Source organism: Roseinatronobacter ekhonensis, from assembly GCF_900499075.1.
GTDB classification, from domain to species: domain Bacteria; phylum Pseudomonadota; class Alphaproteobacteria; order Rhodobacterales; family Rhodobacteraceae; genus Roseinatronobacter; species Roseinatronobacter ekhonensis.
Genome location: NZ_UIHC01000010.1, coordinates 83,252 through 105,806, shown reverse-complemented (window position 1 = coordinate 105,806; position 22,555 = coordinate 83,252). Strand labels below are relative to the sequence as shown.

General features: G+C 61.9%; 24 protein-coding genes. 10 read left to right on the top strand and 14 right to left on the bottom strand.

Annotated features, from left to right (window positions below):
- Positions 1 to 124: 124 nt before the first annotated feature.
- On the bottom strand, positions 125 to 922 hold the full coding sequence (locus ROE7235_RS07200) for a sulfite exporter TauE/SafE family protein (protein ID WP_245963900.1): 798 nt from the start codon (positions 920 to 922) through the stop codon (positions 125 to 127).
- 163 nt (positions 923 to 1,085) lie between these two features.
- Here ROE7235_RS07200 and ROE7235_RS07195 point away from each other — a divergent pair, with 163 nt between their 5' ends.
- The 3 genes from ROE7235_RS07195 to ROE7235_RS07185 all read left to right on the top strand — a co-directional run bounded on the left by ROE7235_RS07195 (position 1,086) and on the right by ROE7235_RS07185 (position 4,512).
- On the top strand, positions 1,086 to 2,762 hold the full coding sequence (locus ROE7235_RS07195) for an acyl-CoA dehydrogenase family protein (protein WP_121094079.1): 1,677 nt from the start codon (positions 1,086 to 1,088) through the stop codon (positions 2,760 to 2,762).
- A 147-nt stretch (positions 2,763 to 2,909) separates the two neighbouring features.
- On the top strand, positions 2,910 to 4,058 hold the full coding sequence (locus ROE7235_RS07190) for an Acg family FMN-binding oxidoreductase (RefSeq protein ID WP_245963899.1): 1,149 nt from the start codon (positions 2,910 to 2,912) through the stop codon (positions 4,056 to 4,058).
- Positions 4,051 to 4,512, top strand: a complete 462-nt coding sequence (locus ROE7235_RS07185) for a MarR family winged helix-turn-helix transcriptional regulator (protein ID WP_121094077.1) — start codon at positions 4,051 to 4,053, stop codon at positions 4,510 to 4,512. The genes ROE7235_RS07190 and ROE7235_RS07185 overlap by 8 nt, the downstream gene beginning before the upstream one ends.
- Before the next feature lie 10 nt (positions 4,513 to 4,522).
- Here the strand turns inward: ROE7235_RS07185 and ROE7235_RS07180 are convergent, their stop codons facing one another.
- The 5 genes from ROE7235_RS07180 to ROE7235_RS07160 form a co-directional block, all read right to left on the bottom strand.
- Entirely contained in the window at positions 4,523 to 4,936 is a 414-nt protein-coding gene (locus ROE7235_RS07180) for a VOC family protein (protein ID WP_121094075.1), read from the bottom strand.
- Between the two features lie 71 nt (positions 4,937 to 5,007).
- A complete protein-coding gene (locus ROE7235_RS07175) occupies positions 5,008 to 5,745 on the bottom strand; it encodes a proteasome-type protease (protein ID WP_183073377.1) in 738 nt (245 codons plus the stop codon).
- Positions 5,746 to 5,760: 15 nt separating this feature from the next.
- Positions 5,761 to 6,558 carry a transglutaminase family protein gene (locus ROE7235_RS07170; protein WP_121094073.1) on the bottom strand — a complete coding sequence of 266 codons (798 nt, stop codon included), beginning with the start codon at positions 6,556 to 6,558 and terminating at the stop codon, positions 5,761 to 5,763.
- A 5-nt stretch (positions 6,559 to 6,563) separates the two neighbouring features.
- Complete coding sequence (locus tag ROE7235_RS07165; protein WP_121094071.1) at positions 6,564 to 7,505, bottom strand: alpha-E domain-containing protein; 942 nt, start codon at positions 7,503 to 7,505, stop codon at positions 6,564 to 6,566.
- A gap of 4 nt (positions 7,506 to 7,509) precedes the next feature.
- A complete protein-coding gene (locus tag ROE7235_RS07160) occupies positions 7,510 to 8,934 on the bottom strand; it encodes a circularly permuted type 2 ATP-grasp protein (RefSeq protein WP_121094069.1) in 1,425 nt (474 codons plus the stop codon).
- Between the two features lie 388 nt (positions 8,935 to 9,322).
- Between ROE7235_RS07160 and ROE7235_RS07155 the strand changes: the two genes are divergently transcribed.
- From ROE7235_RS07155 to ROE7235_RS07140, 4 genes are all read left to right on the top strand, one after another.
- Complete coding sequence (locus ROE7235_RS07155; protein WP_121094067.1) at positions 9,323 to 10,354, top strand: ATP-binding protein; 1,032 nt, start codon at positions 9,323 to 9,325, stop codon at positions 10,352 to 10,354.
- A 62-nt stretch (positions 10,355 to 10,416) separates the two neighbouring features.
- The gene (gene phoU / locus ROE7235_RS07150; RefSeq protein WP_121094065.1) at positions 10,417 to 11,124 is read left to right on the top strand and encodes a phosphate signaling complex protein PhoU; all 708 of its coding nucleotides are present in this window, start codon (positions 10,417 to 10,419) and stop codon (positions 11,122 to 11,124) included.
- Between the two features lie 5 nt (positions 11,125 to 11,129).
- Positions 11,130 to 11,822, top strand: a complete 693-nt coding sequence (gene phoB / locus ROE7235_RS07145) for a phosphate regulon transcriptional regulator PhoB (protein ID WP_121094062.1) — start codon at positions 11,130 to 11,132, stop codon at positions 11,820 to 11,822.
- 9 nt (positions 11,823 to 11,831) lie between these two features.
- A complete protein-coding gene (locus ROE7235_RS07140; RefSeq protein WP_183073375.1) occupies positions 11,832 to 12,335 on the top strand; it encodes a GNAT family N-acetyltransferase in 504 nt (167 codons plus the stop codon).
- On the opposite strand, the gene ROE7235_RS07135 is transcribed toward ROE7235_RS07140, so the two are convergent.
- The 6 genes from ROE7235_RS07135 to ROE7235_RS07110 form a co-directional block, all read right to left on the bottom strand.
- Positions 12,332 to 12,937, bottom strand: coding sequence for a DedA family protein (locus ROE7235_RS07135; protein ID WP_121094058.1), 606 nt, complete (start codon positions 12,935 to 12,937; stop codon positions 12,332 to 12,334). The two genes, ROE7235_RS07140 and ROE7235_RS07135, sit on opposite strands and share 4 nt — an antisense overlap.
- On the bottom strand, positions 12,934 to 13,296 hold the full coding sequence (locus tag ROE7235_RS07130) for a hypothetical protein (RefSeq protein ID WP_121094056.1): 363 nt from the start codon (positions 13,294 to 13,296) through the stop codon (positions 12,934 to 12,936). Before ROE7235_RS07130 ends, ROE7235_RS07135 begins: the two co-directional genes overlap by 4 nt.
- Before the next feature lie 11 nt (positions 13,297 to 13,307).
- Complete coding sequence (selD, locus tag ROE7235_RS07125) at positions 13,308 to 15,452, bottom strand: selenide, water dikinase SelD (protein WP_121094054.1); 2,145 nt, start codon at positions 15,450 to 15,452, stop codon at positions 13,308 to 13,310.
- A 332-nt stretch (positions 15,453 to 15,784) separates the two neighbouring features.
- A complete protein-coding gene (locus tag ROE7235_RS07120; RefSeq protein WP_121094052.1) occupies positions 15,785 to 16,687 on the bottom strand; it encodes a DUF2971 domain-containing protein in 903 nt (300 codons plus the stop codon).
- Between the two features lie 155 nt (positions 16,688 to 16,842).
- Entirely contained in the window at positions 16,843 to 17,679 is an 837-nt protein-coding gene (locus tag ROE7235_RS07115) for an MBL fold metallo-hydrolase (RefSeq protein WP_121094050.1), read from the bottom strand.
- A gap of 114 nt (positions 17,680 to 17,793) precedes the next feature.
- Complete coding sequence (locus tag ROE7235_RS07110) at positions 17,794 to 18,111, bottom strand: DUF6476 family protein (protein WP_245963898.1); 318 nt, start codon at positions 18,109 to 18,111, stop codon at positions 17,794 to 17,796.
- On the opposite strand from ROE7235_RS07110, the gene ROE7235_RS07105 reads away from it, so the two are divergent.
- Positions 18,110 to 19,147 carry an RluA family pseudouridine synthase gene (locus tag ROE7235_RS07105; protein WP_121094048.1) on the top strand — a complete coding sequence of 346 codons (1,038 nt, stop codon included), beginning with the start codon at positions 18,110 to 18,112 and terminating at the stop codon, positions 19,145 to 19,147. The two genes, ROE7235_RS07110 and ROE7235_RS07105, sit on opposite strands and share 2 nt — an antisense overlap.
- 88 nt (positions 19,148 to 19,235) lie before the next feature.
- Positions 19,236 to 20,132, top strand: a complete 897-nt coding sequence (gene rpoH / locus ROE7235_RS07100) for an RNA polymerase sigma factor RpoH (RefSeq protein ID WP_121094046.1) — start codon at positions 19,236 to 19,238, stop codon at positions 20,130 to 20,132.
- Positions 20,133 to 20,371: 239 nt separating this feature from the next.
- Here rpoH and ROE7235_RS07095 read toward each other — a convergent pair whose 3' ends face one another.
- The gene (locus tag ROE7235_RS07095) at positions 20,372 to 21,235 is read right to left on the bottom strand and encodes an NAD-dependent epimerase/dehydratase family protein (protein WP_121094043.1); all 864 of its coding nucleotides are present in this window, start codon (positions 21,233 to 21,235) and stop codon (positions 20,372 to 20,374) included.
- 94 nt (positions 21,236 to 21,329) lie between these two features.
- On the opposite strand from ROE7235_RS07095, the gene ROE7235_RS07090 reads away from it, so the two are divergent.
- Positions 21,330 to 22,220 carry a LysR family transcriptional regulator gene (locus ROE7235_RS07090; RefSeq protein WP_121094041.1) on the top strand — a complete coding sequence of 297 codons (891 nt, stop codon included), beginning with the start codon at positions 21,330 to 21,332 and terminating at the stop codon, positions 22,218 to 22,220.
- Here ROE7235_RS07090 and ROE7235_RS07085 read toward each other — a convergent pair.
- Positions 22,217 to 22,552: a Dabb family protein gene (locus ROE7235_RS07085; protein WP_121094039.1), complete on the bottom strand. Its 336-nt coding sequence runs from the start codon at positions 22,550 to 22,552 to the stop codon at positions 22,217 to 22,219. The genes ROE7235_RS07090 and ROE7235_RS07085 overlap by 4 nt on opposite strands.
- Positions 22,553 to 22,555: the final 3 nt, after the last annotated feature.

Here is a 22,555-nt window from a genome sequence, read left to right as displayed (position 1 = left end):
CAACGCGCTCTCGCAACGCAAGTGGATGTGGTTTGCCCATCTGTTATCTCCATATCTGCTCAAAGACATGGAATCATGGATCATGAAGTAAGGGAATCCTGAATCTGGTCAAACCGGACGCGCTCTAGAACCCGAAGGCCCGACGCAACAGGTTCAAGCCCAGAAACACCATCATGATCAGGGTCCAGCGCCGGAAGCGCGCGGCATCCAGCCGGTCCTGCACGCGGTAGCCCAAACCCAAGCCAAGCAGCGCGGGAACAACCAGCACCGCCGAAAATGTCACGCTTTGCGCCGTCAGAACACCTGACGCCGCGTGTCCGCCCACCATCGCCACCGCACCTATCAGAAAGACGACGCCCAAGATGCGGACCATGTCCCGCTTGCCGGTATCGACCGCGATCAGGTAGGCGATAACCGGCGGACCCCACACCCCGGACAGCCCACCATAGAGCCCGCCGACCGCGCCGCTCAGCCATTGGCCGCGCCGCCGCCGCGCGACGGGCAGGACCAACACCTTGCCTGCAAGCTGCGACAGCGCGAATGCGCAGATCGGCCCGCCCAATAATGCCAGCAACACCGGTTCGGACACGAACGGCACAAGCTGCGCGCTGGCCAGCAAACAGACCACCAGCGCCGTCAGCATCCGCCAATACACCGTGACCGACCCCCAAGCAGCGCGCCAGCCTTGACGCAGGGCTTGGGACAGGTTGGTGACAAGCGTAGGCAGGATCAGCCCCGCCAGGGCCAGTTCCACCGGCATAAGGCTGCCCAAGCCAGAGATCATGATCATCGGCAGCGCAAAGCCAAGTGCGCCTTTGACCAGCCCCGCGCAGAACGCGATAAACATCGCGCCCAAAATCAGCGCAAGGGTCAGGGTGTCGGGTAGAATGGCGAACATGCGTCCTGCGTCCTGTTGTTTCATGTGCTATACATGTGAACAAACCGGCCTGCACCCCAGAACTGCGGTGCGACATTTTCGGCAAGCTTTAGGGCCGCTATTGAATTTTTCTTGCTCTGAGGTGACGAAGGCTCTATGTGATGCTGCAACTGCAAAGATATTCCCGAACCAAACGCGGAGAGTGACCATGCCCCATGATGGCCAGACAATGCCCACCACCCTGCTGCCCGACCTGCTGGCGCTGACCCGCGCCGCCATTGCGCCGGCAGAGTCGGTGCTGACCAAGGCCACCGATGCCGTGCGCGCCCGCGTCGCCCCGGCAGGCAAGGTCGATGCCGCGCTGCTGGAGGTGGACCAGCACGCCGCACACGGGTTGGCATGGCTTGCGACCTATATTGAAAGCCTGCGCCAAATGCAGGCTTGGGCAGAGGCGCTGCAATCCGAGGGGCGCTTTGGCGAGATGGAGGCGCTGATCCACCAGATTGCATTTGGGGAATACCTGCAACAAATCGCTGGCGGCATCCCGATGAACCAGGGCGAGATGGTGCGCATGACGGACATGGGTCTGGATTGGTCCGATCTGTCCGAATTCCAGACCGATGCAGTGCGCAGCCTGCGCGAAAGCGGCAATACCGACGCTGCGCGCATGCGTCTGGTCGCACTGATGCGCGAAAACCACGGCCGCGCGACCTTTGGCGCAACGGGGCTGGAAGAAGAGCTGGAAATGATCCGCGACCAGTTCCGCCGCTATTCGGATGAACAGATCGCGCCGCACGCGCATGAATGGCACCTGAAGGATGAATTGATCCCGATGGAGGTCATCGAACAACTGGCCGAAATGGGCGTGTTCGGCCTGACTATTCCAGAGGAATTCGGCGGGTTGGGCATGCCGAAATCTTCCATGGTGGTCGTCTCGGAAGAACTCTCGCGCGGCTATATCGGCGTTGGGTCGCTCGGCACCCGCACCGAGATTGCCGCCGAACTGGTCATCTGCGGCGGCACGCAGGAGCAAAAAGAGCATTGGTTGCCAAAGCTCTCCTCGGGCGAAATTCTGCCCACGGCTGTGTTCACCGAACCCAATACAGGGTCCGATCTGGGCGCGCTGCGCACCCGCGCGGTCAAGACGGGCGACGACTGGGAAATTACCGGCAACAAGACGTGGATCACCCACGCGTCGCGCACGCATGTGATGACCGTGCTGGCCCGCACTGTGCCCGACACGCAGGATTACCGCGGGTTGTCGATGTTCCTGGCCGAAAAAACGCCGGGCACCGACGAGCACCCCTTCCCCACACCCGGCATGACTGGCGGAGAGATCGAGGTGCTGGGCTACCGCGGCATGAAGGAATACGAGCTAGGCTTTGACGGCTTCAAGGTGAAGGGCGACAACCTGCTTGGCGGCGTCGAGGGTCAAGGCTTCAAGCAATTGATGCAGACGTTTGAATCCGCGCGCATCCAGACCGCCGCCCGCGCCATTGGCGTGGCGCAAAACGCGCTCGAAGTCTCGATGCAATATGCCGAAGACCGCAAGCAATTCGGCAAATCGTTGATCGAATTCCCCCGTGTGGGCGCGAAACTGGCAATGATGGCGGTAGAGATCATGGTTGCGCGCCAGCTCACCTATTTCAGCGCGGCAGAAAAAGACGCAGAGCGTCGTTGCGATCTGGAAGCGGGCATGGCCAAACTTCTGGGCGCCCGCGTGGCGTGGTCCTGTGCTGATAACGGGTTGCAGGTGCACGGCGGCAATGGCTTTGCGCTGGAATACCAGATCAGCCGCATCCTGTGCGACGCGCGCATCCTTAACATCTTTGAGGGGGCCGCCGAAATTCAGGCACATGTCATCGCGCGGCGCTTGCTGGGCTAACCTTCTGCGATCATTGACGGTTTGCAAACTCGCCCCTGCATTCATTTGCAGGGGCGTCTTAATGTTTGCAGCCTGCAAGTTGAAGTCTCTTGCATTTAATACGATAACGCACTATATGGTACGTTATCGTATTAACTGGAGCTTACTATGACCCTGTCCAGACGCAAGATGATCATGATGATTGGCGGCGGCGCCATTCTGGCCGCAGGCGGTGCCGCCGGTTATGCAATCACACGCCGCCCACAAACCGCCCACGCCCCATGGGAAAATCCGGGCGACTATTCCGACCCCCGCATGGCGGCGCTGTCTTGGGCCCTGCTCGCGCCCAACCCGCATAACCGCCAGCCGTGGCTGGTCGACCTGTCACAAAATGATACAGTGACGCTTTTTGCCGACCCAAACCGCCGTCTGCCGCATACGGACCCATATGACCGCCAGATAACCATCGGGTTGGGGTGTTTTCTGGAACTGTTGCGCATGGCGGCGGCCGAAGCAGGCTATCGTACGACCCAGACACTATTCCCACAGGACAGCGACCCCGAACAGATCGATGCGCGACCCGTTGCTCAAATTACCTTCACCGCCGACACGACAGCCCAGCGCGATCCGCTATTCGCTTATGTCCATGACCGGCGGTCCAACAAGGAACCTTTCGACACGACCCGCACAGTCGATGCCAACGCGATCCGCCAGCTTGGCCGCGCGACCCGCCTGCAAACCGGTTTCGGTGGCACGATAGACATGGACGATATTGCCGAACTGCGCAAACTGACGCACGAAGCACTGCGGCGCGAGATCGAAACGCCGCGCACCCATCAGGAAAGTGTCGATTTGTTCCGCATCGGCCATGCCGAGGTTGATGCCAACCCCGACGGCATCGACTTCACCGGCCCGATGTTCGAAGCGTTGCGCCTTACAGGGCAATTCAACCGCGAGGTGGCGGCGGATACGTCGCATTTCGCGTATCGCTCGGGCGTTGATGCGGTGCTGGCCAATACGGACACAGCGATGGGGCATGTCTGGCTTGTCACGGCAGATAATTCGCGCGAAAGCCAGATCGCCGTCGGGGCCGATTGGTTGCGCGTGAACCTGGCGGCAGCGGGCCTCGGGCTAGGGTTTCAACCGCTCAGCCAAGCCTTGCAGGAATACCCGGAAGTGGAGGAATATTATCGTGCCATCCACGCGCGGCTTGCGCCGCAGGGCAGCACCGTGCAAATGCTGGCGCGTATCGGCTATGGCGTTCAGGTTGGCAAAAGCCCGCGCTGGCCGTTGGAAAACAGGATAATGCATGTCTGAAACCGGACCTTCCGCATATTTCCGATTGTTCAACGAGATCGGAATTATCGAGCAATTGTCCCGCACCATGTTCGAAGCCCGGTTACCGCCGGGCTTTGTCGTGGCGCAGTTCTCGGTGCTCAACCATCTTGTTCGGACCAGCGACGGCCGCACCCCCTTGGCACTTGCCCGCGCGTTTCAAGTGCCGAAAACGTCGATGACGCACTCATTGGCCGTGCTGGAACGTGCAGACCTGATAGAGTTCCGCCCCAACCCGAAGGACGGCCGCTCGAAGCTGGTGCATATCACTGACAAAGGGCGGCAATTTCGCGAGGATGCCATTGCGGCGCTCGCGCCGGATATCGCACGCATTTCCCAAAGCATTTCACTGGACCATGTGGCAGCTTTGCTGCCGGGCCTGACAGCGCTGCGTGAGGTCCTGGACGCCGATCGCGACCGACCAGAGCCGGACTGAGCGCACGGCGCTAGCCTTTGTTTCCGGTGAAATCCAGCATCCAGGGCGTGCCGAAGCGGTCGGTGAACATGGCGAACCGCTCGGCCCAGAACACCTCGGCCGGTTCCATTTCCACGGTGCGCGCATCTGCGGCAAGCATGCCGAACAAACGGTCGAATTCCGACTGCGACGCTGCATCCAGATGCAGGCGAAACCCTTGTGGGGCCTCATACATTTCTTCGGAATTGTCGGACCCGTAGATCGTCCCGCCATCCGTCACGATTGACATGTTCATGACCAGGTCGTCTTGTCCGGGCATCCGGTCGTCTGGGGGAAAATCGGAATTGCGCAGCACCATCCCGATCTTGCCGTTCAGTGCATCGGCATAGAGTGACATGGCCTGAAAACAATCGCCTGCGAAAAACAGGTAAGGGGTGGGCTGCATTGTGAAACCTTCTCGCACAAGGGGTCAGGCGCGAAAGATAGCACGGGTGGCGTCAGTCTTGTTGTTCTAAATCAGCCTTCGAACTCGTATCCCGGCAGGCTGTCAAGTGCGGCTTTCAGCTTGTCACCCCAATCCTGCGAGACGGATTGGAAATACGGATCATCCAGCGCGATGCGCCCGGCGCGTCCTGTGGTCAGGCTGTCGGCGGCGTAGAAATGGTAGTCGAACGGGGCACCCACGCTCAGGTTTGCCTTCACGGTGGAATCGAAGCTGACCAGTAGCAGCTTCATCGCCTCTTCAAAGCTCATGCCCGAATCGAAGGCGCGCACAAGGATGGGGCGGCCATATTTCGTCTCTCCGATCTGGAAAAACGGGGTGTCGGTGCTGGCCTCTATGAAATTGCCCTCTGGGTAGACCATGAACAGACGGGGTGCGCTGCCCTTGACCTGACCGCCTACCAGCAGCGTGGCCTTGAACGACGCCTCGGATTGCAGGCCGCCATTGCCGTGCTGGCCGATCACCTCGCGCAGGGTTTCCGCAACCATCCGCACGGCCTGGAACATGGACGGCACACCCAGCAAAGCAGGGGTGCGTTCTTCTGGCGATTTCGCGCGCTCTTCCAGCAGGCTGACAACCGCTTGCGTGGTCGCCAGATTGCCCGCCGACATGATGGTGATGACGCATTCGCCGGGGGTTTCCCAGATGGTCATTTTGCGAAAGGTCGAGATGTTGTCGAGCCCCGCATTGGTGCGCGTGTCGGACATAAAGACCAGACCACGCTCCAGCACCATTCCCACGCAATAGGTCATGGCCGCAATCCTTCACTATTGTTGGGCGACATCTATGCGAACCGACAACGATTCGCCCATGCCACCCGCATAGCGCCCAGATACAGGCGCGGCCTCTCTGTAGTCCAGCCCTGTCGCGACGCGAACATAGCGCGTGTCGGGCGAATACCCGTTTGCCACATCGAACCCGACCCAACCCAAGCCATCGACATAGGCTTCGGCCCAAGCATGCATGGCGTCCTGCGCGGTTCTCTCGTCCAGCATCAGGTAGCCAGAGACATAGCGCGCCGGCACGCCCAGGCGGCGCGCGCAGGCAATGAACACATGGGTGTGGTCCTGACAGACGCCGCGTCCGGCTTCGACCGCGTCTTCCGCGCTCCAACTGCTTTCAGAGGCGCCAATCTCGAATGTGATACGGTCGCGGATACCCGCCGACAGGTCGTGCAGACCTGACAGATCATTCCCCGCACCGATGTCGCGCAGCAGCGCGCGCACGCCTGTGCGGGCCTGTGTGCGCGGGGTTTCGCGCAGGTATAGCCACAGCGGCACCGGCCCCCGATGCGGCCCGACAATGCCGGAATCGTCGGACAATTCGACCTCTCCCCGGCTTGTCACGGACAGTTCCCGTGTGTCGGGGCTGAAACTGACCAGTTCTGTCGCATTGTGATGGTGGTCCTCGAACGTCACCTCCTTGATCCCGCCCGCAACATTGGTTTCCCAATGCAGCACCTTTTGAAATCGCGCCGATTTGGGAGTTTTGCGGAGCTGTTGCAGACCATAGCTGACTGGGGTTTCGAAAGTATAAACCGTCTGGTGTTCGATTTTCAGGCGCATGGCACTCACTGGAAAAAGCGGAAATCAATCTCGATCTGGCGGGCGATACGGCCCAACTGGTCCAGGATTTCCTCGATAAATTGATGCAAACCGCGTTCGAACACGGCCGCAATGTCATGGCTCAGATATTGTCGTTCCAGATGGTCGAGCATCGCCAGCGACGGCAACTGCCCCTCGACGCCTCTGTGCAGATAGCGCAAGTTGGATCGCAGCTTGTCCACACAGAACGCCAAGGATCGCGGCATCCGTTTGTTGAGCGTCAGGAACTCTGTAATCTCTGCCGGTCCACCGCCGGGGCCGTATTCCATGCGAAAGCCCCCCCGCGCCGACACCGCGCGCAAAATGGTTTCCCATTGCACATTGTCCAGAGAGGTCCCCACCGCGCTGACCGAAGGCAGCAGCACATAGTATTTCACATCCAGAATACGCGCGGTGTTGTCGGCGCGCTCCAGAAAGGTGCCAAGCCGCACGAAATCATAGATTTCATTTCGCAGCATCGTGCCATGGGTCATGCCCCGTACCAGCGAGGTGTGCTGGCGGATTTCGCGCAGCACCTCTGGCAGGTCACGCTCTGACACCTTGCGCGCCAGCTTTTCACGGATCTTGATGTAGGCGGCGTTGGTCGCGTTCCAGACCTCTCCGGTCAGCGCAGTCCGCACCATGCGCGCGTTTTCCCGCGCCGATTCTATGCAAGACAGCACAGAGGACGGGTTCGCCTTGGCGCGCAGCATCCAGTCTACCGCCGCGTCCCGCGTGACAGCGTCATATTCCAGATCGAACGCACCTTTCACGCCCGCCGATTGCAGGATGGATGTCCATTCCGCATCGCCGGCTTCCAGACGGGTCAGAGCAATGCGCTGGCCTGCTTCGATCAGGCGGGCGGTGTTTTCGGCGCGTTCCAGGTAGCGATACATCCAGAACAGGCCGCCTGCGGTTTTTCCCAGCATGTGTTTACTCCTCCAGCACCCAAGTGTCCTTGGTGCCCCCGCCCTGGCTGGAATTGACCACCAGAGAGCCCTTTTTCAACGCCACCCGTGTCAGCCCGCCGGGGGTGATTTTCACGCCTTCGGGGCTGACCAGAACGAATGGGCGCAGGTCCACATGGCGCGGCGCAAGACCCGAGCGCGCAAAGATCGGCACGGTCGACAGGCTGAGCGTGGGCTGCGCGATGTAATTGGAGGGCCGCGCTTTCAACTTGCGGCGAAAGGCGGCGATGTCCTTCTTGCTGGCGGTCGGCCCGATCAGCATGCCGTAGCCGCCGGAGCCGTGGACCTCTTTAACAACCAGATCGGCCAGATTGTCCAACACATAGGCCAGATCATCGGAGTCCGAGCAGCGCCAAGTCGGCACGTTTTGCAATAGCGGTCGCTCGCCCGTGTAGAATTCGACGATATCGGGCATGTAGCTGTAGATCGCCTTGTCATCCGAAATGCCGGTGCCCGGCGCGTTGGCGATCGTGATCCCGCCCGCGCGATAAACATCCATAATGCCGGGCACGCCAAGCGCGCTGTCGGGGTTGAAGTTGAGCGGGTCGAGAAAATCATCATCCACCCGGCGATAGAGCACATCGACCGGCGTGTAGCCGCGTGTGGTGCGCATGGCGACACGGCCATCAACAACGCGCAGATCGTGCCCTTCGACCAGTTCGACCCCCATCTGGTCGGCCAGAAACGCGTGCTCATAATACGCGGAATTGTAGATGCCCGGTGTCAGGACCGCGACGACGGGTTTGCCGGATGTGCCGGACGGGGCGCAGGCGGCAAGCGAGCGGCGCAAATCCAGCGGGTAGTTCTGCACAGGCCGCACACGGTTGCGCGAAAACAGCTCGGGGAACATTTGCAACATCGTTTCGCGGTTTTCGAGCATGTAGCTGACACCAGAAGGCGTGCGCGCGTTATCCTCCAGCACGAAAAACTCGCCCGGTCCGGTGCGCACCAGATCAATGCCGACAATGTGGGTATAGACGCCGCCAGGCGGCTGCACGCCCACCATCTGCGGCAGATACGCTTCGTTGCCAGAGATCATGGCTTCGGGCAGACGCCCCGCCTTTACGATTTCGCGGTTGTGATAAATGTCATGCAAGAATGCGTTGATCGCACGCACCCGCTGCTCGATCCCGCGTGACAGCTTGCTCCATTCCGCGCCCGAAATGATACGCGGGATAATATCAAACGGGATCAGCCGTTCCTCGGCCTCTGCCCGGCCATAAACGTTAAAGGTGATACCCGTCAGGCGAAACAGTTCTTCCGCTTCGCGCTGTTTTGCGCGCAGGCGGGCGGGGTCTTCGTCGGCGAACCAGTCGTGAAACCCGTGATAGGCGCCGCGCAACTGCTCGTCATGCCCCCACATTTCATCGAAAATCTTGCCGTCGCTCATCAAACGCCCCTTCATGCCTTGCCGGTCTGGCCCGTCTCGCCTGCGCCTTTTGTCAACATGACGCTACCATTAAACGGAGTGTTTACCAGTGTCTGAAACATGTAAATGCCATAGCTACCCGTTTTTGCCCTGCGCGTCTGACCGGCAGGGGCCGCCTATTTTCTGAGCAGCTTGTGGGCCGCCTGCCAGAGCAAACGCTGTGCCCCGTTCCCAACATCCGTGATGCCAAGACGCCTTGAACACGCCATTCGCGCAAACCGTCATCAATTTGTTACAAACATTCACGAAACAGTTGCACATCGTGCAATGTCATTAAACCAACGTCGCATCCATTCCCCGCCCCAGCCCAGCGCCATCGTCGCGCCCGTGCCAACGCAAGATCGCCGCCATGTCGCCCAATGCCTTTACAGCCCTGCTCGAAGCTTTCAGCGAACCGGTCCTTGTGGTCCGTGAGGACGGGACGGTCGAAACCGCGAACACCGCAGCACTGGAACTGTTCGGAAAGCGCATTATGGGGGCGCAGTTGCGCGCGCTTTTGCGCCAGCCAGAAGTGACGGCGATGTTGGAGCGCATGATAGCCGGGGCAGATACCGGCAGCGCCGCGTATTCCACATCGGACGCCAGCAGCGAACGAAGCTGGAAAGTGACCGCGCGGCGCATGGACACGCACGCCTTCGTGGTCAGCCTGCGCGATACGTCCGAATTGGAAGCCGCCGAAGCCCAGCGCCGCGATTTTGTCGCCAATGTCAGCCACGAACTACGCTCGCCCTTGACGGTGCTGGCCGGATTTCTGGAAACGCTGCAAGGCGCGGCCGCCGAAGACCCCGACGCGCGCAACGAGTTTCTGGCGATCATGCAAAACGAGACCGAACGCATGACCGGGCTTGTGGCCGACCTGCTGTCGCTGTCGCGGGTCGAGGCGAGCGCTCGCATCCGCCCGCGCGATCCTGTCGCAATCGACATGGTGCTTCACGCCACCCTTGCCGCGCTGCGCCCGCAAATCGAACAGGCAGGATTGCACGTGACATGCGACTTGCCCGAAAACCTGTCGTCTGTGCCGGGGGATTACGACCAATTGGTTCAGGTCTATCACAACCTGGTGGAAAACGCGTTGAAGTACGGCGCGGATGGCGGCGTGATCGAGATAACTGGCGTCGTGGTCCCGCGCCTGCCCGGACTGGACGGGCCTGCTTTGCGGCTTGGCATCCGCGACTATGGCGAGGGGATCGACCCGATCCATATTCCGCGCCTGACAGAGCGATTCTACCGTGCAGACCGCGCCCGTTCTCGCGAAAGCGGCGGCACGGGTTTGGGGCTGGCGATTGTGAAGCATATCTTGGGACGGCACCGCGGTCGGCTAATTATCCGCAGCCACCCCGGCGAGGGGTCTACTTTCGAGACCATTCTGCCGTTAAGCTGACAGTTGTCACGTAACCGTCACATGTTGACGTTACCCCACCCGCAGAGAAAAGGGACTCATCCATGGAACCGCATATCGCCTCTGCTTTCGACAAGGATCTGGAAGCAATCAACCTCAGCGTCTTGCAGATGGGAGGGCAGGTCGAGGCCGCAATCCTAGACGCCGCCCGCGCGCTGGAATCTCGCGATGAGGAATTGGCAGAGATCGTGGTTGACGGGGACAAGGCCATCGATTCCGCCGAGGAAGACATCAACAACCAGGTGGTGCGCCTGCTGGCCTTGCGCCAGCCGCAAGCCAGCGATTTGCGCACCGCTGTGGCGGTCATGAAGACCGCAGGCGATCTGGAACGCTTGGGCGACTACGCCAAGAACATGGCCAAACGCGTTCCGGTTCTGGCTACGAGCCCGCTGATCGACGGGGCGGCGGGCGCATTGCGCCGTCAGGCCCGGCTTGTGGGTCAGATGCTGACCGACATGCTCGATGCGTTCGCGCGCAACGATACCGAGCTGGCCCGCGATGTAATTGCCCGCGATGTCGAGGTCGATGACATGACCAACGCGCTGTTTCGCGAATTCATCACCCATATGATGGAAGACCCCCGCAATATCACGCCCTGCCTGCATTATGTGTTCATTGCCAAGAACATAGAGCGCATGGGCGATCTGGTGACGCATGGGGCCGAAAACATCATCTTCGTAACCCAAGGCGAAACCGGGATTGAACGCGACAAGGGCCATTCCACCGCAACGATCGCCGCGCCCAGGGACTGACACAGATGGCAGATGCAGACACGCCGCTGGTGCTGATCGTCGATGACGAGGTCGCCCAGCTTGCCCTACTCAGCTACAACCTGAAAGCTGCCGGGTTCCGCGTTGTCACCGCCAAGGACGGTGACGAGGCGCTTCTGGCGGTAGCCGAACAAGGGCCGGACGTGATCTTGCTGGACTGGATGCTGCCGCGCCTGTCGGGGCTGGAAGTGTGCCGCCAACTCAAGGCGACACCGTCGGGGCGCGATGCGGCGATCATCATGGTGTCTGCCCGATCCGAAGAATCCGACCGCGTGCGGGGGCTGGAAACCGGCGCGGATGACTACATTGTCAAACCCTATTCGGTGGCCGAGTTGATCGCGCGCGTCCGCGCCAACCTGCGCCGCCTGCGCCCGACCGCAACCGGCCAAGCGTTGGAAGTCGGCGATATCCGTCTGGACCCCGACAGCCACAGGGTGACGCGGGGCGAGCAAGTGCTGCATCTGGGGCCAACCGAATTCCGCCTGCTGGGCGCGCTGATGGAACGCCCCGGCAAGGTCTGGACCCGCGAGGCGCTGCTGGACCGTGTCTGGGGCCGCGACATCTATATCGACACGCGCACGGTGGATGTGCATGTCGGTCGCCTGCGCAAGACGCTTCTGTCGCAGGGTGGCGAAGACCCGATCCGCACCGTGCGCGGCGCGGGTTATGCGATGGGGTGAACGGGCTTGGTGCGCCTGCGCCCTGCCCGCGCCTGCGACGCATCCTGTCTGGCCGCTTTGTCGGTCGAGGTCTGGTTGACCACCTATATTTCCAGAGGTCTTTCCAAACCGTTTGCCGAATACGTCTTGGATAAATTCAGCCCCGACAGTTTTGCCTGCGCCATTGCAACCGATCAGTTGGTTCTGTCCGAGGACGATACCGGCGTGACGGGCTATATCCGCCTGAAACACGGTCAAAGCTCTCCGATCGCGGGGTGCGTTGGAACCGAGCTGGCCACGCTCTACATTCGACCACCGCTCCAAGGCCAAGGGATCGGGCGTGCCTTGCTGTCGCATGCCGTGTCTCTCGCAGCGGGCCGATCAAGCCCCGTGCTCTGGCTGACGGTGAATTGCGAGAACCAACGCGCACAGGGTTTTTATACAGCCCATGGATTCAGCGTCGCAGGGCGGACGCAGTTTGTTCTGGACGGGCAAACCTACCCCAATGCGGTGCTGCGACGCGACCTGAGTTAACGGGGCAAGCGCCACCGCCGCCGCACGCGCCGCATAAGCAAACCGGCAACCAAAAGGCCCAACCCGACCGAGGCCACAAGCCCCGACCATTCCGTCACGATCTCTGTCAGCGCATCCAGCCGCGCGGCGAAAGCATAGCCCAGCCCGACATAGAGCGCGACCCAGACCGCCTCGCCCATCACGTCCCACAAGGTGAACCGCCCGCGCGGCAGACCCGCTGCCCCCGCGATCAGGTTCACCCACGGCCCCAAAGGCGAAAACAGCCAGCGCGACAGAAACACCCCGACCGGACCGTGACGGTGCACCATCTGGCGGGCTGTTGCGATCAGCCGTGCGCGGCTGCGCCCTCTTGCCAGCCGTTCCAGCAAAGGCGGCCCGCCAATGCGGCCCAACTGGTAGCCGGCCTGATCGCCCAGAATCGCAGCAGACCAGCTACAGGCCAGCACCTGCCACAGCACGAAATCCTCGGATGCGGCAAAGGCACCCGCTGCAAGCATAACAAGCGAACTTGGAATCGGAACCGCAAGGCAGGACAGGAAAACCGACGCGACCACGATCCAAAGCCCGTAGGTCGAGACCAATGCGAGAAGCGTATCGCTCATGATCCATGGCCTGCGCGGTGCTCGGCGATATCAGCTTGCAAGTGCTCTAGCAGCACCGGCAGCGGCGTGCTGCGTGCCTGCGCAAGTTCCGCCAAGGTGATCCGGCGACCAGAGCCGTCCGGCTCCAGCGTCAGGCTTTGCAAGATCACCTCTGGCGGTACCTTCCACGAATGCGCCACGAAGCGCGGGGTCATCCAGCCAGCCAGTTCCGGGTCGGTCGGGGCGGCGTTCCAATGCAGCACCGCGATGCCAAGGCGCAACGCGAAAACCGTCGCCAGCACCAGCGCCAGCGCCATGGCCATGGTCAGGACCGGCGCACGGCGCCACAGGCGTTTGAGCGCGCCAAAGGCTGTTTGCATCCGTCGGCCCTTCATATGGCCACCACCGCGCCGATTATCCGCGCGGGCACGTGTGCGGCCTGCAACTGTGCCAGCGTCGCCTCGGCCTGCGTTGGCGGCACGGCGGCCAACAGTCCGCCACAGGTCTGCGGGTCCACCAGCAGATCGGCCAAGGGGCCATCCCATTCGGGGCGCAGGGCCGCGCGGTTCGAAGGTGCAAGCGTAGAGCGCACGCCCTGTGCGGCCAGCTTCTCTGCACCGTTCAAGACCGGCAGCGCGTCCATCTCCAGCGTGGCGGTCAGGCCGTCGCCCAGCATCTCTGACAGATGCCCCGCCAGCCCGAAGCCGGTGACATCGCTCATCGCGCGCGCCACGGGTGCAAGCAGGGTGGCATCTGCTGCCATGGGGCGGGCCATGCTGTCGATGCAGCCCGCCCAGACCGGCCCCAACAGGCCAGTCCGCAGCCGAATATTCTGCATTTCTGCGGCCAGAATAATACCGCTTCCCAACGGCTTGGTCAGAATAAGCCGGTCGCCCACCTGCGCCCCGCGCTTGGGCACCGGCGCTGTGCAGGTGCCGGTGACGGCAAAGCCCACCACCATTTCGGCCCCCGTGGTCGTGTGGCCACCCGCAAGCGGGGCCCCCGCCGGACCAAAGACGGACTGCGCACCGTCAAGGATCTCCCCCAGCATCCGCTCTGCCAAGGCCTCCGACAGGCGCGGCAGGATGATCTGCGCCAGCGCCAGTTGCGCCGTGGCCCCCATGGCCCAGACATCACCCAACGCATGGATCGCCGCCAGTTGCCCCATGCGCCACGGGTCGCTGACAAAGCCGCGCAGATGGTCGGTCGACAAAACCTGCGCGCCATCCGGCCCGCGCAGCACTGCAGCATCATCGCCGGGCGTGCGCTCCGCGTCTGTCTGGGGCAACCGCGCCAGCGCACGCCCCAGCGCGCCCGCGCCCAGCTTCGACCCGCAGCCACCGCATAGCGGTTTCGCGCCCATCGCGGCGGCCAAACCTTTGGCGTGCGGCTCCGGCAGCTTGGGTGTGGGCATGGCCGGGTAGTCACGAAACTTGGCCATGAAGCGTTCGTCAATGTTGTCCTTCAGCCACCACAGCCATTCGCCGCCACTGCGCAGCCCGAATTTCTCGGCCAAGGCGCGCTTGTCACCCAAGGACGCCAGTTTCAGATAGTCCCGCTGTGGCTGGTAGCGGCGCAGGGGCGCGCCCGAAGCCCGCGCGCGCAGGTTGTCATACAGGTAGGGCGCCTCGCGCACCGCGAAAACGCCCGCTTTGGGGCGCGGTGCATGGCTCAGATGCGCGCAATCGCCGACCGCGAAAATATCGCGGGCAGAGGATTCGAGCGTCGGGCCGACCTTGATGAACCCGTCCTCCAGGTCCAGCCCGGTGTCTTGCAGCCAGTCCTGCGGGCGTGAGCCGGCCACGGATAGCGTGAAATCCGACGGCAGCCGCGTGCCGTCGCTCAGCTCCACCGCATCCGCGCCGATCCGCGCGGGGGATGCGTTCAGATGCAGGCCCACACCGTAGCGGCGCATGGCGTCCACCATGCCCGCGCGCGCTTTGAGGCCCATATTGCCCAAGGGCTGGGCGTTGCGGTCGACGACCGTGATGGTGGGGCGGCGGCCGGTCTGCTGCATCCGGTAGGCTTGGGCCAGCGCCAGTTCCACGCCGCCGACGCCACCGCCGATAATGACAAGGTTCGGGGCCTGTGGCGCGGTTTGCAAGAACGCCTCCCACTTCGCTGCATAGCCCCCCAAGGGTTTCGCGCTGACGCCGTGGTCGGTGAACCCTGCGGTCTGCGGCAGGTCGGAGGTGATGCCAATGTCGATGGACGCAATGTCGAACGCGACCTGCCGCTCGCTGGCTAGCGTGACGGTCTTGGCCACGGGGTCGAGGCCCACCGCCTTGTCGAGGATCACCTCTGCCCCCGCGAATCGGCACAGGCGGACAAGGTCGATCATGATCTCGTCAATGGTGTAATGCCCCGCGATGGCCCCCGGCAGCATGCCGGTATAAGGCGCAATGGGGCTGGGGGTGATGACCCGCAGGCGCACCCCCGCCATGGGCTTCATCCCCCATTTGCGCAAGACAAGCGCATGGGCATGACCACCGCCGATGAGCAGGATGTCACGGGTTTTCGGGTAGTCTGGCTGCATCTGTGGCCCCTTGGCTTTGCCCCTGCTTACGCGGATGGGGGGACATATGCGAGGGGCGGAATGTCACAAGATGGGGATGGCGGGCAGCGCCCGACCGCGGGTGGGCGCGTGCTGCATCGGTGGTCGCCACTTTATGGCGCAGCCTCTCCCGCCCTTGATCCCCGCGCAGACGGCGCAAAAGCGCCCGCCCCCGGGGCGGTCGGGCGCTGCCCGGGCCGCGCAGAGCGCGGCTGTTAACCGGGCCGGGAAATTGTTCGGAGTTGGATGGCAGCTATGCGGACAAGCTGCTGTAAGTTCTTTTTTGGGTAGGCACCGTTTCGTCTACGGAGAATTCACCTGTAGCTTTCGATTGCAGAACGGCTCACCCGAACATGTGACAACCCTACTGATGTCAAAAATGCCCGCATCCATTCTAGATTCGTTCGGTGCTTGGGGCCAAGTATGACTTCCTCAATCACTTTACTGGCAGGGTCTGCAATGAGGGCTGTGATATAAGGTCGAATCGAGTGTTCATCCGCAAAATACTCGATGTCTGGCAACGCAACTTTGTGGCGATAGCGAAGCAAACGCCACTCACATTCCTCATGGAAATGCTCTGGCTTTGTTCCGTATATCTGGAAATGAAGCGGTGCCAGAGATTTCAATAATCTAGCTAGAAGCTCGGATGCGTTATCATTCGCGCTTTCGAATACCTTTGCTTCTCGCTCGCGATCAGCAAGCATCAGCAAAGCACGCTCTTTTGTGATTCCATCTTTGAGACGAGCAAAAACTCCGAACTTTGTGAACTCTGCTCCCACCGAGTCTGCAATTGATTTGAGAGAACTTTTTATACCTTTTGCCCCATACTCTACCTTGACCATCTCATAGAGATTCGCCCCAAAGTTAACGTCACCAAAGTCCTTCACGAGAACATCGGGCGAAAACCCAATAGCTATCCCAGACCCGTCGCGACCATAGGAGCGCCATTGGCTCAATAGGTCGCCCTTTTCTGAAAGGCAGAAAGCAAAGCCTTCAGTAGAATCGGGGTATCCCTCTACAATTATTGATGCAACATCTACCAGTTCTGGCGGCAGGTCAGTCTCGCGCAGAAGCTGAGCAAATACTCGACCGAGCACTCGACCTTCAAGTGTATCGTTCGCAGAAGACAGAGCCGAAAGCCTAAATTCTCGTTTCTGGAGTATGGCGAATCCGGTCTGTGTGCTGCAGTAATGAAACAACGCCCTATCGCCTGTCATCAATCGCGTTCCCTTTTCGAGAGACCAACGGCACCAACGTCATTGATGCATACCCGCAAAACCAAAGTGTCCGTTAGGTTGATGACAAAATCAATGACCGCTGCGGGCTCAAACCCGCCACCCGGCGCGGCGGCACTGGCGCTCTGCATGAAACCTCACACCCCGGGCACCAGCTTGAAGCCGATCCCTTCGCGCTTCAGCCGGTTGAACGCGGGCGACAGGAAGTGGCCGCCGGTGAACAGAGCCTTGTCGGCGTAGATCTCTTCCAGAAGCTGCCGCCGCGTGTCGCGGGCGGTGTTCATGTCGATGTCGAAGGAAATCGCCACAGTCGGGTCCGCGAGTTGCAGCGCCGGGGCGTGGACGATGTCGCCAGCGTGGATGAGCATTTCGCCCGCAGACTCAAGCCGCCATCCGGCATGGCCCGGCGTGTGGCCCGGCAGGTCCATGAAGCTGAGGCCCGGAGCAGCCTCTGACCCGTCCCGCGCCATCACCAGCCGGTCGTCGTACGCCGCCAGCACCGCCTGCGCCAGCTTCGCCCAATCGGCAATCCCCGACAAAGCACGCTGGAAATGCGCGTCATCGGACCAGAAGGCGCGGTCGGCCTCTGTCACGTGCAAGGTCGCGTTGGGGAAAACCGCCGCCCCGCCGGGCGTGATCATCCCCGCGACATGGTCGGGGTGCAAATGGGTGGCGAGCAGTGTGTCCACGTCTTCGGGCGCGACACCCAGTTCGGCCAGCCCCTCGGCCAGGAACCCGCAACTCGGCCCGAACAGGTCGCGCGGGCCAGCATCTGCCAGAATGGTGCGCCCACCCATGCGGATCAGCACCGCGTTGAAATTCGTGGCGATCTGGTCGGTCCCCGCCTCTGCCAGAAGCGCGCCGATCTGGGCTGCGTCGGTTTCGGGGAACAGGTCGGGCGTGAAGGTCGTGGCGCCATCGGTGATGATGCTGACCTGTGCCTCGCCGATGGTTTGGGTGATGGTGCGGCTCATGAATCCTCCGGGTGTGTTTTCACCATGCTAGTGGGCCACGCCCAGCGCTTCAATGCCGCTGTTGCGCGCGTGGTTTACGGGCCAACAGTGAGTATTTGGGGCAAGATGAAAGGATCAGGGCAGTGCGATGCGATGGGCGAGCGCGCCAGATGCCCGGTCGAAGAGCAGAATTTCGGTGCCTGACAGCACCAGAACCCAATCGCGCGCGAGGGTCACGGCTTCGGGTGTCGTGCCTGCAGGTAGATCAAGGCTGTCGGGCATGGCAAGGGGCGCGGGCACCTGGGTGATGCGGACCACCAAAAGCCCCGCGATCAGCACCAGACCCGCGATCATGACGGTGGTCAAGACCACGACCAAGCGCTTGACGAAGCGGACATCGGGGGGCATGGCAGCGTCTTGATCGTCTTGTTGATCGTCTGGAGGCAATGACATGGCCAAGGCACCTTTCACCGAATTGCGGGTCGTGATCGCGGCGGACCCGCCTGCCCGGCTTGATAAGGCTTTGGCGCGCGATGTGCCAGAAGAAGCGGCGCTATCACGTTCGCGGCTGATGCGGATGATTGCCGAGGGCTGTGTCTGGCGCGACGGGACGGTCACGGATGATCCGCGCGCCAAGGTCGCCGAGGGGGATGTATTGGTGCTGCGGGTCGAGGCGGCATCCGATGTGGAAACCGTGGCGCAGGACATCGCGCTCGATATTGTTTACGAGGATGACGCGCTGGTTGTGGTCAACAAACCGGCTGGGATGGTGGTGCACCCCGCCCCCGGATCGCCCGACGGGACACTTGTGAACGCGCTGCTGCATCATTGCGCCGACAGCCTGTCGGGCATTGGCGGAGAGAAGCGGCCCGGTATTGTCCACCGCATCGACAAGGATACCTCGGGACTGCTGGTGGTGGCAAAATCCGACCATGCCCATCATCACCTTGCCGCGCAATTCGAACGCCACAGCGTGATGCGGCGCTACATGGCGCTAGCGCATGGCCTGCCGGATGCGGGCGATCCGCGCCTGCGCGGCGTGCGCGGGACCAGCTTCGAGGCTGGGAATATCCTGAAAATCACCTCGCAACTGGCGCGCCATCGCACGGACCGGCAAAAACAGGCCGTCGTGTGGGCGAACGGGCGACATGCCATAACCCGCGCGCGTGTGCTGCAAAGCTACGGCACCCCGCCTGCGCTGGCACTGCTGGAGTGCTGGCTGGAAACCGGGCGCACGCATCAGATTCGGGTGCATCTGGCCCATGCGGGCCACGGGCTGGTGGGCGATCCGGTTTATGGCGGGCGGCGCAAGCTGAGCGACGCGGCGGTCGGGCCGCAGGCCGTGGCGGCAGTGGCGGGCTTTCCCCGTCAGGCGCTCCATGCCGAAACCTTGGGCTTCGAGCATCCAGATACGGGCGATATGATGGAATTTCATGCGCCGCTGCCCGCGGACATGCGCGGGCTGATAGATACCTTGGCAACCGGCTGACCCGTTAACGATCGCGTCATTAATTTGTGGCATGGTTGAAGCTGCGCTGCATTGTTCATATTTCATAAGTTCAGACAGGAGAGTGCGCATGAGCAGCTACGCAAATCTACCGGCACCAAGCCCCGAACAAGGGTTGAACCGCTATTTGCAGGAAATCCGCCGCTTTCCGATGCTGGAACCGGAACAGGAATACATGCTGGCCAAGCGCTGGGTCGACCATCAGGATACAGACGCAGCGCACCAGCTTGTGACCAGCCATCTGCGGCTGGCCGCAAAAATCGCGATGGGCTATCGCGGCTACGGACTGCCGCAAGCCGAAGTGATATCAGAAGCGAATGTCGGGCTGATGCAGGCGGTCAAGCGTTTTGATCCCGAAAAGGGCTTCCGGCTGGCGACCTATGCAATGTGGTGGATCCGCGCCAGCATTCAGGAATACATCCTGCGGTCATGGTCGCTGGTCAAGCTGGGCACCACGAGTGCTCAGAAAAAGCTGTTCTTTAACCTGCGCAAGGCGAAGTCCAAGATAGGGGCGCTTGAAGATGGCGATATGCGGCCCGAAAACGTCGCGCGCATTGCCAATGACCTGAACGTGACAGAGGCCGAGGTGATCTCTATGAACCGCCGCCTGTCGGGCGGGGATTCGTCGCTGAACGCCACGGTGGGCAGCGAAGAGGGAACGGCAAGCTGGCAGGATTGGCTGGAGGACGAAAGCGCCAATCAGGCAGAGGATTATGCTGAGCGTGACGAATTGGACCTGCGGCGCGAGTTGCTGACCGAAGCGATGGACGCACTGAATGACCGCGAACGCGATGTGCTGACGCAGCGACGATTGAGCGAGGACCCTGTCACGCTCGAAGACTTGTCGCAACGCTATGACGTGTCGCGCGAGCGTATCCGCCAGATCGAGGTGCGCGCGTTTGAGAAGCTTCAGGCACGCATGCGCACGCTTGCGCGGGAGAAAGGCATTTCCGTTCCGGTATCGTAACCCTGTGCATGGTCGCCCGAACCGGCCCCTGACCTTTGGCTGCTTGGGCGTCACGCTAGCATAGAAACCAAGCCGGGAACCGTCTTTCAGGCCATCTGCGAAATCGGGCATCGCCACGCACTGACGCGGTATGTCCAGCCACTGGCAAAGTCGGTGCTTTGGCGCGACGACCAGCAATGTCGCCGTCATCAAGTCTTGCCAAGGCGGTGCGAACTGGTTCTCCACCAGTGCAGCACCCGTCACATGCGCGGCGGGCGCGCGATCAATTGCTTGACCATGTCCTGAAACGGCGTCGGACGGAATCCCGGCAAGTAGCTGAGAAGGTCTTTCTCACTCAAGCTGTGCGGGTGCTCGAACAGGTAGCGCATTTCGGTCATCTCGCGCCCGAGTTCCCATACTGGGGCGGCAAGGCGCATCGCCCACCATGGGAAGTGCTGCACGCGAAGCCTGCGCCCGGTCTGGCGCGCGATCTCTGTGGCCAGTTCTGTCATGCTGAAGGTATGTCCGGGAAACGTGATATCTGCGTATCGCGGCAGGTCGTCCCGCGCCGCCAAGGCAACCGCTGCGCGCGCGACATCCGGCGTAAAGCCATAGGCGCGTGGCACATCCGGCGGCCCCAAGGTGGTCAACTGTCCCTTGTCCAAGTTCTTCAGAACCACCGATCCCATGACCTGACCGCCCCGGTGCGGAGCAATGAAATCGCCCGCGCGCAGGATGGTGACAGGCACGCCGGAGTCGCGCCAGGCGGCTTCCATCTCGGCGCGAATGCGGCCCTTGCGGGTGCAGGGCTTGTGCGGAGTCTGCGCCGACCACGGGTCCGGCTGCGTTCCGTACACATAGACATTCCCGGGAACCAGCACCCGTGCGCCGCTGGCCCGAGCGGCTTGCATGGCAAGCGCGGTAATCGCGGGTATTTGCTGCGCCCAGTCATGGTAGTTTTGCGGATTCATCGCGTTCACGATCAGCGCCGCCCCGTCGGCGGCCCGCGCAATATCGGTGCCGCGCTTGTAGTCGCGCACCTGCCAGTCCGCTGCGGCAAAAGCCTGCGCCATGGCCTGTCCGATCGTTCCGGATGCGCCCAATATCAATACCTTTTGTGACATACGATGTCCTTTCCCAATCCTGATCCATGACAATTCGCACGAAAGTTCGCGCATGGGGATTGCGAATAAGTGACGTCCCGCTATTCATTTATGAATGGATTTATCGCGTCTTGATTGGTCACTGGTGCAAAGCTTCCTGCGCGTGGCGCAAGCCGGGTCGCTCTCGGCGGCGGCGCGCGATGGCGGGCACAGCCAACCGACATTGGGGCGACATATCCGGCTGCTGGAAGCGGCGCTTGGCCAGCCGCTGTTCACACGCCATCCGGACGGACAGCATCTGACACCGTTCGGCCTGCGCCTGCTGGACGACGCGCAAGACATGCAAGCCGCCGCCGCGCGGCTAAGCCTTACGGCCGCCGGGTCGAGCGCTGCGCTGACGGGGACTGTGCGCATTACCGCCGCGCGCGTGGTGGCACAGTGGCATCTGCCGCCCATCCTTGCGCAGCTGCGCGCAGAAGAGCCGGGGATCGCACTGGAGCTGGTCGCCTCTGACACCTCTGAAAACCTGCTGCATGGCGAGGCCGATATCGCGCTGCGCATGTTCCGCCCCGACCGTGGCGACCTTGTGGCGCAGAAAATTACAGAGTTGCCGCTGGGGCTATATGCTGCGCGCAGTTATCTGGAACGGGTCGGCATCCCGACCAGCCCGGCAGACCTGATGGACCTGGATTTCGTCGGCTATGACCGATCCGACCTGATCGTGCGGCTACTGAGCGAACAAGGTATGCCGGTGACGCGCGATTTTTTCGCCACGCGTTGCGACGATCAGATCGTGAATTGGGCGCTGGTCTGCGCCGGGGCCGGGATTGGCGGGTTTCAGACCGTGATCGCCGATGACGACCGCCGTGTGCAACGTATCGCGGATTTCATCACCCTGCCCCGCCTGCCGGTCTGGCTGGTGGTTCCGCGGGCGCTTCGGCATGTCGCGCGCATTGCAAGGGTGCGCGATGCACTGGCGCACGGCATGAGCCGGGTGGGCGGCTAGGGCTTGGCCGGGTCATCCTGCCCCGGCACCTCGATATCCAGAACGATCAGCCCGTCACGGCCCCCGATCGCAGACTCGACAAGCTCTGCGCTCAGCGCGCGGTGGTCCGGGTCATCGGCATAGGCTTGTAGCGCCGTCCAATCGTCGAAATCTATGGTGAAGCCGTGAAGGAAGCCACGCTCCATCTGTTCCCGGCTGGTTGAGCGGCCGCCGAGAAAGCCCCGCGCACCGGGATGGCGGTCAATCAGTGCCGACAGCCGGTCATAGAGCTGCGCGATCTGAGCTTCCGACACGTCGGGCTTGAACCGCGTCAGCACAATATGGCGGAACATCCC

Excerpts from the sequence above, each read along its gene's own strand:
- ROE7235_RS07090 (WP_121094041.1), top strand. The coding sequence starts at position 21,330 with ATGGATTTATCGCGTCTTGATTGGTCACTGGTGCAAAGCTTCCTGCGC.
- ROE7235_RS07180 (WP_121094075.1), bottom strand. The coding sequence starts at position 4,936 with ATGCAGCCCACCCCTTACCTGTTTTTCGCAGGCGATTGTTTTCAGGCC.
- ROE7235_RS07130 (WP_121094056.1), bottom strand. The coding sequence starts at position 13,296 with ATGCAAACAGCCTTTGGCGCGCTCAAACGCCTGTGGCGCCGTGCGCCG.
- ROE7235_RS07135 (WP_121094058.1), bottom strand. The coding sequence starts at position 12,937 with ATGAGCGATACGCTTCTCGCATTGGTCTCGACCTACGGGCTTTGGATC.
- rpoH (WP_121094046.1), top strand. The coding sequence starts at position 19,236 with ATGAGCAGCTACGCAAATCTACCGGCACCAAGCCCCGAACAAGGGTTG.
- ROE7235_RS07195 (WP_121094079.1), top strand. The coding sequence starts at position 1,086 with ATGCCCCATGATGGCCAGACAATGCCCACCACCCTGCTGCCCGACCTG.
- ROE7235_RS07160 (WP_121094069.1), bottom strand. The coding sequence starts at position 8,934 with ATGAGCGACGGCAAGATTTTCGATGAAATGTGGGGGCATGACGAGCAG.
- phoU (WP_121094065.1), top strand. The coding sequence starts at position 10,417 with ATGGAACCGCATATCGCCTCTGCTTTCGACAAGGATCTGGAAGCAATC.
- ROE7235_RS07115 (WP_121094050.1), bottom strand. The coding sequence starts at position 17,679 with ATGAGCCGCACCATCACCCAAACCATCGGCGAGGCACAGGTCAGCATC.
- ROE7235_RS07175 (WP_183073377.1), bottom strand. The coding sequence starts at position 5,745 with ATGACCTATTGCGTGGGAATGGTGCTGGAGCGTGGTCTGGTCTTTATG.
- ROE7235_RS07155 (WP_121094067.1), top strand. The coding sequence starts at position 9,323 with ATGTCGCCCAATGCCTTTACAGCCCTGCTCGAAGCTTTCAGCGAACCG.
- ROE7235_RS07120 (WP_121094052.1), bottom strand. The coding sequence starts at position 16,687 with ATGACAGGCGATAGGGCGTTGTTTCATTACTGCAGCACACAGACCGGA.
- ROE7235_RS07095 (WP_121094043.1), bottom strand. The coding sequence starts at position 21,235 with ATGTCACAAAAGGTATTGATATTGGGCGCATCCGGAACGATCGGACAG.
- ROE7235_RS07105 (WP_121094048.1), top strand. The coding sequence starts at position 18,110 with ATGGCCAAGGCACCTTTCACCGAATTGCGGGTCGTGATCGCGGCGGAC.
- ROE7235_RS07170 (WP_121094073.1), bottom strand. The coding sequence starts at position 6,558 with ATGCGCCTGAAAATCGAACACCAGACGGTTTATACTTTCGAAACCCCA.
- ROE7235_RS07085 (WP_121094039.1), bottom strand. The coding sequence starts at position 22,552 with ATGTTCCGCCATATTGTGCTGACGCGGTTCAAGCCCGACGTGTCGGAA.
- ROE7235_RS07190 (WP_245963899.1), top strand. The coding sequence starts at position 2,910 with ATGACCCTGTCCAGACGCAAGATGATCATGATGATTGGCGGCGGCGCC.
- ROE7235_RS07200 (WP_245963900.1), bottom strand. The coding sequence starts at position 922 with ATGAAACAACAGGACGCAGGACGCATGTTCGCCATTCTACCCGACACC.
- ROE7235_RS07110 (WP_245963898.1), bottom strand. The coding sequence starts at position 18,111 with ATGTCATTGCCTCCAGACGATCAACAAGACGATCAAGACGCTGCCATG.
- selD (WP_121094054.1), bottom strand. The coding sequence starts at position 15,452 with ATGCAGCCAGACTACCCGAAAACCCGTGACATCCTGCTCATCGGCGGT.
- ROE7235_RS07185 (WP_121094077.1), top strand. The coding sequence starts at position 4,051 with ATGTCTGAAACCGGACCTTCCGCATATTTCCGATTGTTCAACGAGATC.
- ROE7235_RS07165 (WP_121094071.1), bottom strand. The coding sequence starts at position 7,505 with ATGCTGGGAAAAACCGCAGGCGGCCTGTTCTGGATGTATCGCTACCTG.
- phoB (WP_121094062.1), top strand. The coding sequence starts at position 11,130 with ATGGCAGATGCAGACACGCCGCTGGTGCTGATCGTCGATGACGAGGTC.